This is a genomic window from Mesorhizobium sp. M0159, from assembly GCF_040322295.1.
Lineage (GTDB): Bacteria > Pseudomonadota > Alphaproteobacteria > Rhizobiales > Rhizobiaceae > Mesorhizobium.
On the sequence record NZ_JAMYTF010000087.1, the window covers coordinates 1 to 12911 of the forward strand.

Consider the following 12911-nt stretch of genomic DNA (forward strand, 5'->3'; position numbering starts at 1 on the left):
GGGCATGCATCGTGAGATACTCGGCGATGAGGCGCCGCATTGCGGCATCATCGTCAATGACAAGAACATGTTTCAACGGCACACCTCGTTTTGGGGGTTGCGCCCCGATCAGGGTTGCATTACCTGAATCTGCAAGCAAAAGGCATGTATTAGTGATGACATTACTTGAAATTGAACAACTGGTTCTCAAAACCCTCAACGCTCTAGTTGCCGAAAAAGTAGAGGTGTCGATGACAACCAGAATGCGGGATCTCGGCCTCGACAGCCTCGACTATAACGAGCTTGCTACGGCGATCGAGAGCCGACTTGGCTGGTTTGTCGACGATTACAAGCTCTGGCAATACGAGTCCGTAAGGCATGTCGCCGACGCCGTCGCCAGTCAGGAGTTGCGCACCGCGGAACCACCAGCAGTGCGGCAAGTGCTGGAGTAGTGCTGTAGGCACAGGTTACGGTGAGGGCAGCTTGGGCGGCGGTAGCTATGGCCATTGCTCCGCTGTGGTTTCTATTCGTGACTGGTGTGTTTGAGAACTGTTGGGTCAGCCCGGTCCATGTCGCAGTGCCGATGCCCCCTTGATGGCGTTGCCCGCAATTGCGATCGCTGCGCCCAGGGCACCAATGCTGACGGTCGTTGTCAGGCCACCCGTTGAATTGTTGTCAGAGGCAACAGTGCCCACCACACCATCCCAATTGGTGGTCGTATAGACCGACATGTAGTCACGGAACACGCTCTCACTATACGTGGTCACGATCGTTGCCGTCGTACCGGTTGGCACGAGGGCTGACCACACTGACAGATAGACCACACCAGAATTGAAGATGCTTTCCACCTGAGCGAGAAGGGTGGCAGCCACACCCCCAATCGTCATACTGTTGACGGTCACTGCACTTTCGGTGTCAGTGGTCTCAGTTGTCACGATGACACGACGATTAGCGTGTGGCGCGACAAGAAGCGGAATGCTGGTGTGGGTGTAAACGGTCGTGGCAGTCGAGTTTTCGTGAGTGCCATTGAAGACCAGATCTATCGGGAACATTTTCTCCCAGACGCCCGAGCTGCGCACATAGACCTGTCGAGCCTTGGTCCAGAGGCTTGAGATTTTCACCCATACGGCGCTGGCCGCCCCCCAGACCCCGGAGGCTTTGACGTAAAGGGCCATTACGGCTGCACCCAGAAATCACCGTCCACGCCGCCAGAAGGGGCAGCGGCCGAGATCGTGACGCTGCGATTTGCCATCGTGCCGACGCCGAGAAGCGCCTTGGTCTGGGCAATGGACTGCGGTCGACGATAATTGTCCCCGGTGCCGTCACTCGACACGCGACCGATGAAGCTCGTCACAGCGTCGGCACCTGTGGCGTAGGTCGAGCGGTACAAACGCGTCGTGATATCACCAGCGCCATCGCGCTGAGGCGATGAACATGTATGGCGAGAGCAGAACGTTTGGGGCGGGGCGGGACGAAGAGGTTGCGGAGGGCTGACAAGGTCGAGACGAAGCGTTGCAGGCCTCCCGGCGATCGGACCCCTGCATCATCCGCTCCCGTTTTCGCGGCGGCACATGGGAATTCTCCGCTCCGTTGTTCAACCCCTTGTGCGACCGGTGCTTGACGTCCGGCATTACCTGTCGCTTTGCCGCTCCATACGAGCGCAGCTAGTCGGTGATCATGCGCTTCGGCGCGAGCCCCTGCTTCTTCAACAGCCGCGTCAGCAAGCGCTTGGCGGCCTTGGTGTTGCGGCGGTTTTGCACGATTTCGTCCAGCACATATCCATCCTGGTCGACGGCGCGCCACAACCAAAGCTTTTTGCCGGGCGATGGTGACGACCACTTCGTTCAGGTACCAGACATCATTCCGGCACGGCGGGTTGCGGCGCAAGCAGCGAGCGCAGTCCAGCCCGAACTTGATGCCCCACCGGCGACTTGTCTCATACGAAACCACGATGCCGCGTTCCAGCAGCATTTCCTCAACCAGGCGCAGGCTAGCGGAAACCGGAAATAAAGCCAGACCGCGTGGGCGATAATAGGCGGCGGAAATCGGGGGGCGTGTAGCTGACGGCGGGCGTATTCATGCCCCCCGGCGTCCATGTCGCAAATCTTGACGATTGCTTTGTGTGTCAAGCCCGCCGCAGTCTCAACGCGTTCATATGCAGACATTGTGAAAATCGCCCTATTCCGCCTTTTTTTACCGCCCCTTAAGTCCCCCGCTCGCATGCTTGTCGATGCCATTGAACTCATAGCCATCGGCCAAGGATTTTGGAAAATATGTTTCCGCTCGCAGCAGAAAACGTGAGAGTCGCTGTAGGCCTAACGTTAAGGGGAGAGAGCGGTTTGATTGGACGAAATGGGTACCGGAGTACCGAGTCATGAAGCCACGAGGTAATCTGGTCCGACTGAAGCAATTTCAGGTGAATGAGAAGCGGCGACAGTTGCACCAGCTAGACATCATGATTGCCGATTTCGAACGCATGGCGCGAGAACTGGACTTCCAGTTAAACGCCGAGGAAACGAAGGCCGGCATCTCCGATGTCAATCATTTCGCTTATCCGACGTTCGCCAAGGCCGCTCGCCTACGTCGTGACAACGTCAAGAATTCGCAATCGGACCTTCTGCGGCAGAGAACCGCAGCCGAGCCATGCCTCGCCGAGGCTGAAGCAGAGCTCTCCAAGGCGCAAATGCTAGAATCGCGCAGCGGCAGAGGCCACGACCTCGAACCCGGCAACCGAAGCGCCATGATCGGCTGAGCCGGATGGCTTCAGCGCGCCTCATTCGCGACACCCGACTGGCCGTTGGCGCGCGAGAGGCGTGCGGGCACTGTAAAGATATCAGCGTCTTGATGCAGCGATAGCTGGTCGGGACGGCTGTCATGCTGCGGCGACATACGCGATTTTGTTCCAGATTTGCATGGCGGCGTTACGCAGGTATTGGGGGAAAGTGGAACTGGTTGGCAATCGGATCATGGGTGGAAACGAACCGCTGCCGGCGGATCGGCGCCTGGCGGCAACGCCTGGCGCTTTCGGCGGCGGCGGTAACGGCAAAGCAGGCTGGCCGCGTCGAGGATGAAGCGGCACCTGCGCGATGCCGTTCTGCTCACGGCCGGGAGACGGGGTCGGCCCCGCCGGCCGGATGCTGCTCGCTTGGCGCGGCATCGTAAAGTCAACCGACAGCTTATGAAGATGTGCGTACATTGGGCCATGTCAGAAGTTGCTCGTGATCCGCTCTATGGTCGCCACCGCTTTCCCGCCGAGATCATTGCGCACGCGGTATGGCTCTACTTTCGCTTTCCGCTCAGCCTGCGCATGGTTGAGGACATGCTGGCGGCCCGCGGCATCATCGTCACGCATCAGACCGTTCGAAGCTGCGCGGAGAAATTCGGACGGCATTCCGCCCAGGAGATCAATATCAGCCGGCTGCCTGGGCGACAAATGGCATCTCGACGAATGTGTCGTGGCTATCAGTGGCAAGAAGCAGTGGCTCTGGCGTGCCGTCGATCAGGACGGCTTCGTCCTCGAAGTGCTGGTACAAAGCCGCCGAAATGCCAAGGCGGCAAAGCGTCTGATGCGCAAGTTGCTGAAAGCTCAAGGGCGGACACCACGGATCATGATCACCGACAAGCTCCGATCCTATGATGCCGCCATGCGCGACCTCATGCCCGGCGTCGAACACCGGTCGCACACAGGCCTGAATAATCGAGCGGAAAATTCGCACCAGCCGACCCGACGACGCGAAAGGATCATGAAACGCTTCAAGTCGGCACGCCAGCTTCAGCGGTTCGTTTCCATCCATGATCCGATTGCCGACCTGCTCACTTTCCCTGCAATGCGCTGTCATCGGCTCAACATCGAGACCTGCGTAACGCCCCATGCAAATCTGGAACAAAATCGCGTGTGTCGCCACAGCGTGACAGCCGTCCCGGCCAGCTATCGCTGCATCAAGCCGCTGAAACTTACAGTGCCGGGCGCGCTGCTACCTGAATTTCCTTACCGCTCAATCAATGTGACAGCACCGATTCTTCTCAACCGCGGCATGCCCTAAATCGTCACTTGCGTTCCGATCTCGACGACGCGTCCGGTCGGGATCTGGAAGTACTCCGTCGCGTCGGCCGCCGTACGCGCCAGGCCGATGAACAACCGGTCCTGCCACACCGGCATGCCGGAATTGGGCGAGGCCTTGAGCGAACGCCGTGACAGGAAGAACGAGGTCGTCATGATGTCGAACTTCCAGCCTTGCTTGCGGCAGATCGCCAGCGCGCGCGGGATGTTCGGCTGCTCCATGTAGCCGAAGGTCAGCGTCACCCGCATGAACAGCTCGTTGACCGTCTCCATCTTGACCCGGTCGCTGTCGGGCACCACCGGTTGCGGCGCGGTCACCACCGAAAGGATGACGTTCTGCTCGTGCAGCACCTTGTAGTGCTTCAGGCTGTGCATCAGCGCGGTTGGCGCGCTGAGTGGATCGCTCGTCAGGAACACCGCGGTGCCGGACACCAGCTGCGGCTTTTTCTTCAGGAGATTGCCGGCGAGGAAATCGAGCGGGATTTCGTTGCGGCGGGTCTTGTCGAACAGATAGCGGCTGCCGCGCACCCAGGTCCACATAGCCAGCACGATGGTGAAGGCCACGGCCAGCGAGGCCCAGCCACCCTCGAACACTTTGACGATGTTGGAGGCAAAAAAGCCGACATCGATGAAGCCGAACAGCGCCGTCATAGCGACCGCCACCCACAGCCGCCATTTCCAGATCCGGGTCATGACGACGAACAGCAGCACCGTCGTCACCAGCATGTTGCCGGTCACCGAGATGCCATAGGCGGAGGCGAGCTTGCTGGACTCGCCGAAGCCGACCACCAGCATCATCACCACCAGCGCCAGCAGAAGATTGACGCGCGGCATGTAGATCTGGCCGGACTGTTTCTCCGACGTGTGCAGGATTTCGAGCCGCGGCAGCATGTTGAGCTGCACCGCCTGCCTGGTCAGTGAGAACGCGCCTGATATCACCGCCTGGCTGGCGATGACCGTGGCGGCGGTCGCCAGCACGACCATCGGGATCAGCGTCCAGCCTTCGTTCATCTCGAAGAACGGATGGCCGACGACGCCATTCTTGGCCAGCACGAAGGCGCCTTGCCCGGCATAATTGAGCAGCAGGCAGGGAAACACGATCGCCAGCCAGGCCAGCACGATCGGCTTGCGGCCGAAATGGCCGAGATCGGCATAGAGTGCTTCGGCGCCGGTGACGGCGAGGAAGATGGCGCCGATGGTCACGAAAGCGACGTCGGGCGAATTGATCAGAAACGCGACGATGTAGTGCGGGCTGATCGCCCACAGGATTTCCGGATCGGCGATGATGTGGTTGAGCCCGGAAAGGCCAATTGCCAGGAACCACACCGCCGTCACCGGGCCGAACACCAATCCTACCCCGCCCGTGCCGAAGCGCTGCACCGCAAACACCATGGCAAGAATGACCAGTGTCAGCGGCACGACATAGGGCTGGAAGGTCGGCGTGACGACATTCATGCCCTCAACCGCCGACAGCACCGATATCGCCGGTGTGATGACGGCATCACCGAAGAAAAGCGATGCCCCGACGATGCCGATGCCGAGCATCAGCGCCGAGCGCTTGGGGAAACTGCCGCGCGCCAGCGCCATCAGCGACAGCACGCCGCCCTCGCCGCCGTTATCGGCGCGCAGCACGAACATGATGTACTTGATGGTGACGATGATCGTCAGCGACCAGATGATCAGCGACAGCACGCCGAGGATATCGCCGCGCTCGGCGACATTGCCGCCCGACGACGCCACCAGCGCCTCGCGAAAGGCGTAGATCGGGCTGGTGCCAATATCGCCATAGACAACGCCGAGCGCGCCTAGCATCAGCACCTTGGGGCTTTGCTGTTCGATTGCCGGATGGCTCGACTGTTCGACGGGTTCTGCCTCGCTACCAGTATTGGTAAGGACCATGGACGACACTCCGATAAGGGGCGGCCCTCTACCTTTGCTGCACTGCAATATCAAGTGCCGCGACGTAATGGCTCCGTATGCGGACCGCATTTGTTGCCGCACCGGCGGATTGTCTCATACGAAACCACGATCCCGCTCCCGGGCCATTTCCTCGACGAGACACAGGCTCAAGGGGACCTGAAGGAGGGCCAGACCGGATGGGCGATGATCTGCGGCAGGAAACGATGGCGCTGCTTGTAGCTGACGGCATATCTTTCTCCTTTGTGTGTCTGCCAGACGAGCGGGCGGGCACGGAAGTGGTCGCGCTCTGGCTGCCAGACATACTCGTCCAACCTGATGAAAACCTGACTTGTACACCCAGCCCAAACAGGTGCGAGGGGTCGGTCTATTACCAAAGGCTCTGAGGGCTGATTCTCTAGGGTTCCCGCCCAGATTGATCCGTGACCCTTGTTGTGTGCCGCCCCGGGTTGATCGGAGGCTCCAACTCCTGAGAAGGTGGAACCATGACAAGCAAGGCGACCAACAAGTTCTCTCCCGAGGTCCGGACCCCCCGCGGTGCGGCTGGTTCTGGATCACGAACGCGAGCATACGTCGCGGTGGGCGGCGGTTTCATCGATCGCCGCCAAGATCGGCTGCAAGAAAGCCGAGCGTGACGGCGGCGTGCGCGCCGGAGTTCCCACGGATGCTGCGACGAAACTGAAGGCTCTGGAACGCGAGAGCCGCGAGCTTCGCAGGCCAACGAGAGCAAGGCTTCCGCGTATTTTGCCCAGGCGAAGCTCGACCGCCGGTTCAGGCCACGATCGCGTTCATCGACGATCACCGCAAGGCGCATGGGGTTGAGCCGATCTGCAAGGTGCTGCCGATCGCCCCGTCGACCTACCACGACCATGTCGCCAAGCGCGTCGACCCCTGCCGGCTGTCGGCTCGGGCAAGATGGGATACAGCCTCGAAGGATGAGGTCCGACGGGTTTGAGGCGAACTTCCGCGTCTACGGCATTCGCAAGGTCTGGCGGCGGTTGCGTCGCGAGGGCTTCGAGGTCGCCCGCTGCACGGTTGCCCGCTTGATGAAGGCCATGGGCCTCGAAGGCATCGTCCGCGGCAAGCCGATCCGCACTACGGTGAGCGACAAGGCCGCACCTTGCCCTCTCGACCACGTCAACCGCCAGTTCCATGCTCCGGCGCCGAACATGCTGCGGGTCTCCGACTTCACCTGCGTCGCGACCTGGACGGGCTTCGTCTATGTCGCCTTTGTCATCGACACCTATGCCCGTCGGATCGTCGGCTGGCGGGTGAGCCGGACGGCGCATGCAGCCTTCGTTCTCGATGCCCTGGAACAGGCTCTCCATGATCGGCGGCCCGCGCGGGGAGGCGGGCTCATCCATCACAGCGATAGAGGCAGCCAAGGCGGATTCAACCGGATCGTCGCAACACCGGCATCATACTGTCCCCCAAGGAGCTGGTCGAGGAGTTCGGCAGGTGTTTTCCAGCCGAGCGTTTTGCGCGATCTTGTGTTGATAGCATGGGCGACTGCTTCCAGTTCCCCGGCTGTGTGCCGACTGAGATCCGTGCCCTTTGGAGAGTACTGTCTCAGCAAGCCATTGGTGTTTTCGTTGGAGTCTCACTGCCACGGGCTTGGGGATCGCAGAAGTAAATCTCGAGCCCGGTGTCGATGCGCAGGTCGGCTGCTGCGCCATTTCCGCTCCATGGTCCCAAGTCAGCGACTGACGCAGCTGCTCGGGAAGTTTGCCCATGGATCGGGCTATGGCTCTGCGGACTGCTTCAGCGCCGTGGCCGGCAAGTGGTGGACCGTTCTTGATGCGCAGGCTCTGCTGATGGCCATGCATGCGCGCGGCAGGTGAAGCAGCATTGTGAAGCGTGAACTTCGTTCCACGAGCGTGCCGATCGCCGAGCTTCCGAGGCCAAGGACGAGGTCGCCTTCCCAATGTCCGGGGACAGCCCGATCGGCAATTTCGGCCGGAAGGTCGCCTATCATAACGGCGTCTCCAATGAAGGACTTGTTGCGCATTCGGGCCCGTTCGCGCGGTACGCGCGTTCGCGCGGTACGCGCAACGCTCGGCCTGAACGCAGACATGCGGTCAGTCCTCGGCGCAATGCTCCGCGTCCTTGAATGTACAAGGACTGATAGATCGTCTCGTGGCTGATCCGCATGGTTTGATCCTCTGGGTAATCGATCTGAAGCCGATTTAGCGATCTGCTCGGGGCTCCAGGCTGCCGACCACCTCCGGCTCTGTCGTTTTTTCCATACCCACCTTGGGGCCCTCGAATGAGGCGCCATTGGGGTTGGTGACTTTGCCGGCCAAGCGCTCCTCAACATATTCACGCAGAGCCGGATTGACCGCCAGCTTGCCAGGAGGCCGCCGGGACTCACGATCGGCGTGCCATTGGGCGGCACTGGCCGGTAATCCAGATTGCCGCTGCGCGTCGCGGCATTGCGCCTGACCTCCCGCGAGATTGTGCTCGGCGGCCGACCTAGTTTACGAGCAATGGCCCGGATGCCGATTCCCTTGGCAAGCTCAAGCGCAATATCCTCGCGCTCCCGAAAGAAAGATATCGCCCCGAAGGCGGCTTCGCCCACGGCGCCAAATGCGTTGGCGGCATCCCTCCTGCACTCCGAAACCAGCGCGGACCAAGAGGCGTTGATGTACCGGCATCCAGTGCGGCCTCCTCGCTCGAATGTCCCAAGGCAATAGCTTGCCAGAACGGAAGCGATTCTCACGCTGCCAGGCGGCGGACGCCCGGGCGAATCTAGCTTCTTTCGAGTGCACCGATCTGAAGCGCGTTGGTGAACCGTCATTGCAACCTCCAATCCCTTGGTGTTGCGACGACCGGTTGAATCCGCCCAACACGTCAGCATTCAATACACCGAGCGCTTGGCGGAGGCCGGCGTCGAACCCGCAGTGGGCAGTGTCGGCGACTCTTTCGATAATGCTCTCGCGGAAACGATCAACGGTCTTTACAAGGCCGAGGTGATCCATCGACGCGGACCCTGGCGCTCATTCGAGGCCGTCGAGTTCGCCACGCTCGAATGGGTCGACTGCTTCAACAATCGCTGGCTGCTGGAGCCCATCGGCAACATCCCGCCGGCCGAAGCCGAGGAACGCTACTACGCCATGTTGGATGAACCAGCCATAGCCGCGTGACTCAAACGAAACGGCCACCGGAATGCCCGGGGCAGTTCACATCGCATTTGATGCCAGCTTCATCGTATTTTCTTCGGCTTGGACGGGCACTTGGCAGACCCACAGAGCTGGGAACCCTTTGCCATACTACAACTGTAACATCATATCGGTTTAGCAGGTCAAGCTTCGGTGGTAACCTCATTGGGTAGAATAACTACTTTGGAGGCGAGCAATGGATCGCGATAACAAACGGGCACGTGCAGCTGCAAGATCATCTCAAGGCGTGGGGAGCAGTAGCCTCCGTGACGTTCCAGAGGGGCCATTGAGCGATGTTGCAGAACGGCTGGTAACCGCTAACCCGCGCGATACAGCGCGAAATCTTGGGGGCTTCAAAGGCCTCGGGACGCACGAGCGAACAGCCGTTCGGGGCACTCAACCCGGGCCAGAAACTGACCTCGCGAGATTTGAAAGGCGGACCAATCGGCTTGGACGATCAGCCATCAATCTGGCCGCGACATTAACAGCCGAATTGGGGTACAGCACGGATGACATAGCATTGCAGAAAGTCGGAGCGGCCAGTAATCTAGGCGATTACCTAACGCCAGGGCTGCAAGATGCTATTGTTAATCGCATTGGCAACATGGATCCGCCGTCGCAAGCTCTCGGAGCTTATTACGTTGCGCCACACTTCAGTAAGTTTACTGACGAAAATAAATCTCGCATTCTTGATCAGGCCATTGGATTGGCTTCTTCTGATCCGGATGGCAATGTCAGAAACATGGCATCCAATGCTATTCTCAACATGTATCCCCAGTTGGACGCAAATCAACAGGCCCAAGCTCACTCAGTTTTTCCCGGCATGCAAGACATCTTGCCGCACATGCCGCCGCCGCAGCATGCAGCAGAGGAACGGAGTGCGAATCTGGACGGCCACATAGCAGGTATTGAGGCTGCAGTCCGTGATACAGTAGGCCCGCAAACCTCCTATGAACAGCTGCAGCGGGGTGCTCAAATCGGGCGGTCCATAAACCACGCCTTCAATCACGCCCGAGAGGACCTAATGGAGGCCACCAGAAGCAGAGATCGCTCCGGCCGTTGAGGTCTCGGCCATGGTACAGTGACGCTTTCTCTCCCGAATCCGTTTACGGCCTTGCCGTTTCCAATTCGCTGGCCGTTGACGTACCTGCTTAGTGTAACTTTCAAAAACCACGTCTGCCGGGTGATGCGCTGCAAGCATCGCACCACCCACTGCGGCATCGATCTGTCGAGCGGCGACATCGCGCGACGCCGGTTCGGTCTCTGAAGCACGCGCAGCATTAGCTACGGCTAATCCGGCAATGGAACAATGCTTTCAACAAAAACGACGCCCCCCAACATAGCCATTAGCATCGCGTGCTCACTCGCCGTGGGCTTCTGTGCGGCAAGTCTTTACGCAACCTTCCGCCACGGCGGCAGCGGCGAGGCTCTGATGGCGTTTGATGTCCGTGCCTTTTGGTTTGAGACGCCCTTCTATTTGGGCTTCGCAACCCCCGTTTTCTATCGGGGCGCGGCTATCGTGCTCTCGACGTCCGCGGTCGTCTTGCTGATTCAGCAGATCGTATTGCGCCGCAAGCTCGAACACCACGGGACGGCTCGTTGGGCTCGAGTGGATGAAATGCGACGCACGGGATATCTGCGACGATACCGTGGCGTGACAGGGCCGGTGTTTGGGAAGACAAGTGGCCCTTTCTGGCCTGGCTACTACCTGACCAATGGCGAGCAGCCTCACAGCCTCATCGTTGCACCGACCCGCGCTGGCAAGGGCGTCGGCATAGTCATTCCAACGCTACTTACATTCAAAGGCTCGGTGATAGCTCTGGACGTCAAGGGGGAGCTCTTTGAGCTCACCTCGAGGGCGCGCAAAGCCGCAGGTGACGACGTGTTTAAATTCGCGCCGCTGGATTCGGAGCGGCGCACAAACTGCTACAATCCGCTGTTGGATCTTATAGCGTTGCCTCCACAGCAGCAATTCACCGAAGCCCGCCGCTTGGCCGCAAACCTGATTACGGCCAAGGGGGAGGGCGCGGAAGGTTTCGTCAGCGGCGCGCGAGATATCTTTGTCGCGGGAATCCTTGCCTGCATCGAGCGGGGCACGCCAACAATCGGCGCCGTCTATGACCTCTTCGCCCAGCCGGGGGAGAAGTTTAAGCTCTTCGCGCGACTCGCCATGGAGACCCAGAACAAAGAGGCACAACGCATCTTCGACGACATGGCGGGGAACGATACGAAAATCCTAACCTCCTACACTTCCGTGCTCGGCGATGGCGGGCTCAACCTGTGGGCGGATCCCGCTGTAAAGGCGGCCACAAGTCGCTCGGACTTTTCGGTCTATGATCTTCGCCGTCGCAGAACGTGCATCTATCTTTGCGTTGGTCCGAACGACCTTGAGGTGATCGCGCCTCTGATACGCTTGTTTTTTCAGCAAATCGTTTCAATTCTGCAGCGGTCGCTGGCCCGCCGGGATGAAAAGCACGAGGTTCTCTTCATGCTCGACGAGTTCAAGCACTTGGGTAAGCTGGAGGCGATCGAGACCGCAATCACGACTATCGCGGGCTACAAGGGGCGTTTCATGCTCATCATCCAAAGCCTTTCGGCACTGACGGGGGCTTATGGAGAGGCTGGCAAGCAGAATTTTCTCAGCAATACCGGACTGCAAGTGTTCATGGCCACGGCTGATGACGAGACTCCGAACTACATTTCCAAGGCCATCGGTGAATACACGTTTGAAGCCAAATCGATTTCCCACAGCCAGGCGCGAACGTTCGACTGGACCATTCAGAATTCACATCAAGGTGCACCGCTATTGCGTCCCGAACAGGTTCGGCTGCTCGATGACGACTACGAGATTGTTCTCATCAAAGGTCTGCCACCATTAAAATTGAGGAAGGTGCGTTATTTCTCGGATCGCATTCTGAAACGCATCTTTGAACGCCAGACAGGCGCCCTCCCGGAGCCGGCGCCCTTGACGGGAGCAGAGGAGGCGCTCTCCGCCGAATCTCAACTCGATGACCCGCTGTGTGAATTGGCGCAGGACTTTGACGATACAGTTTGATGTGAGGCTGGTGTGGACCCCGCGAAAAAATCCATCCCGTGTAACAGCTTTGTCGCAGGTGCAGGACGCCGGCTTGGAAGAGGGGCAAGCGGTCCAGGCCCGGCGAGTGGGCTTTGAGCAGCACGTGTCCGAGGCGCTCCGGCCGCTGTTCGATGGTCGAGCTGACGAGCCGCCAACCAATCCAGAGGAGCTTCTGCGACTGGAACAGGGGGTTTCGCGAGGTGCTTCAGCGAGGGCAGGATCATCAAGCCGCCTCGTCTTTTTTCAGCAACCCAGGGATGCCCGCTGGACGGGATGACCTCAACAGAAGCGTGTCGGAGGCTTTCGCAAGCTCTGGGACGCCGGAGTTCGGGCCGCCGCCCCCAGTCTTGGCTGCCAGCCAACAGCAGATCCGCCCTTCGCCGGATGAGCTTGACCAGGGCAACCACCTGCCACCCGAGTGAGTCGTCCCAACAATGAACATTCACCAGCGCTGTTGTGGCCAGCGCAGACGCAGAGGGCCCTGAATACGCCGCAAGCCGTCGCCATTCAGCAGCAGCTGAGCGAAATCGGCAATTCAGGCGGCCGCGTGCATATGCAGAGAGGGGCTGATGCGATCTCCGGACCGGTAGCTCTCGCCGTAATTGATCAGGCTGGTACTGTTGGAAGGCTTGATCAGCCTCGTCACCCCAATCTCCAGCATAGCTCACTGTCACGCGGCCAACGTGCCTCCGTAGCTAACATCTACGTCAGCGTTGAAGAA

General features: G+C 59.7%; 7 protein-coding genes, 7 pseudogenes and 1 other annotated feature. Of the genes and pseudogenes, 8 read left to right on the plus strand and 6 right to left on the minus strand.

What is annotated here, in order from left to right; genetic code table 11:
• Positions 1-76, minus strand: a pseudogene (locus NKJ32_RS33880) (DNA-binding response regulator); the annotation flags it as partial.
• 79 nt (positions 77-155) lie between these two features.
• On the opposite strand from NKJ32_RS33880, the gene NKJ32_RS33885 reads away from it, so the two are divergent.
• The gene (locus NKJ32_RS33885) at positions 156-431 is read left to right on the plus strand and encodes an acyl carrier protein (RefSeq protein ID WP_023679571.1); all 276 of its coding nucleotides are present in this window, start codon (positions 156-158) and stop codon (positions 429-431) included.
• Between the two features lie 105 nt (positions 432-536).
• Here the strand turns inward: NKJ32_RS33885 and NKJ32_RS33890 are convergent, their stop codons facing one another.
• The 3 genes and pseudogenes from NKJ32_RS33890 to NKJ32_RS33900 all read right to left on the minus strand — a co-directional run bounded on the left by NKJ32_RS33890 (position 537) and on the right by NKJ32_RS33900 (position 2059).
• The gene (locus tag NKJ32_RS33890; RefSeq protein WP_352830226.1) at positions 537-1154 is read right to left on the minus strand and encodes a hypothetical protein; all 618 of its coding nucleotides are present in this window, start codon (positions 1152-1154) and stop codon (positions 537-539) included.
• A complete protein-coding gene (locus tag NKJ32_RS33895; RefSeq protein WP_352487759.1) occupies positions 1154-1333 on the minus strand; it encodes a hypothetical protein in 180 nt (59 codons plus the stop codon). The genes NKJ32_RS33890 and NKJ32_RS33895 overlap by 1 nt, the downstream gene beginning before the upstream one ends.
• Positions 1330-2059: pseudogene (locus tag NKJ32_RS33900) on the minus strand (IS6 family transposase). Before NKJ32_RS33900 ends, NKJ32_RS33895 begins: the two are co-directional and overlap by 4 nt.
• 294 nt (positions 2060-2353) lie before the next feature.
• Here NKJ32_RS33900 and NKJ32_RS33905 point away from each other — a divergent pair.
• The 3 genes and pseudogenes from NKJ32_RS33905 (at position 2354) to NKJ32_RS33915 (ending at position 3891) form a co-directional block, all read left to right on the plus strand.
• Complete coding sequence (locus tag NKJ32_RS33905) at positions 2354-2731, plus strand: hypothetical protein (RefSeq protein WP_023679574.1); 378 nt, start codon at positions 2354-2356, stop codon at positions 2729-2731.
• Between the two features lie 236 nt (positions 2732-2967).
• A pseudogene (locus tag NKJ32_RS33910) lies at positions 2968-3131 on the plus strand (DUF1403 family protein); the annotation flags it as partial.
• A gap of 50 nt (positions 3132-3181) precedes the next feature.
• Positions 3182-3891: pseudogene (locus NKJ32_RS33915) on the plus strand (IS6 family transposase).
• A gap of 127 nt (positions 3892-4018) precedes the next feature.
• Here NKJ32_RS33915 and NKJ32_RS33920 read toward each other — a convergent pair.
• Positions 4019-5938, minus strand: a complete 1920-nt coding sequence (locus NKJ32_RS33920; RefSeq protein WP_352830229.1) for a potassium transporter Kup — start codon at positions 5936-5938, stop codon at positions 4019-4021.
• 503 nt (positions 5939-6441) lie between these two features.
• Here NKJ32_RS33920 and NKJ32_RS33925 point away from each other — a divergent pair.
• Positions 6442-7341 (plus strand): annotated as a pseudogene (locus tag NKJ32_RS33925) (IS3 family transposase); the annotation flags it as partial.
• Positions 6693-6809, plus strand: a sequence feature (AL1L pseudoknot). Its footprint overlaps the pseudogene before it by 117 nt.
• On the opposite strand, the pseudogene NKJ32_RS33930 reads toward NKJ32_RS33925, so the two are convergent.
• Positions 7320-8753: pseudogene (locus tag NKJ32_RS33930) on the minus strand (IS30 family transposase). The pseudogenes NKJ32_RS33925 and NKJ32_RS33930 sit on opposite strands and share 22 nt — an antisense overlap.
• Positions 8754-8796: 43 nt before the next feature.
• Between NKJ32_RS33930 and NKJ32_RS33935 the strand changes: the two are divergent.
• From NKJ32_RS33935 to virD4, 3 genes and pseudogenes are all read left to right on the plus strand, one after another.
• A pseudogene (locus tag NKJ32_RS33935) lies at positions 8797-9099 on the plus strand (integrase core domain-containing protein); the annotation flags it as partial.
• Positions 9100-9634: 535 nt separating this feature from the next.
• A complete protein-coding gene (locus tag NKJ32_RS33940) occupies positions 9635-10177 on the plus strand; it encodes a hypothetical protein (protein WP_352513773.1) in 543 nt (180 codons plus the stop codon).
• A 246-nt stretch (positions 10178-10423) separates the two neighbouring features.
• Positions 10424-12169: a type IV secretion system ATPase VirD4 gene (gene virD4, locus NKJ32_RS33945; protein WP_352830231.1), complete on the plus strand. Its 1746-nt coding sequence runs from the start codon at positions 10424-10426 to the stop codon at positions 12167-12169.
• The last annotated feature ends 742 nt before the right edge of the window (positions 12170-12911 follow it).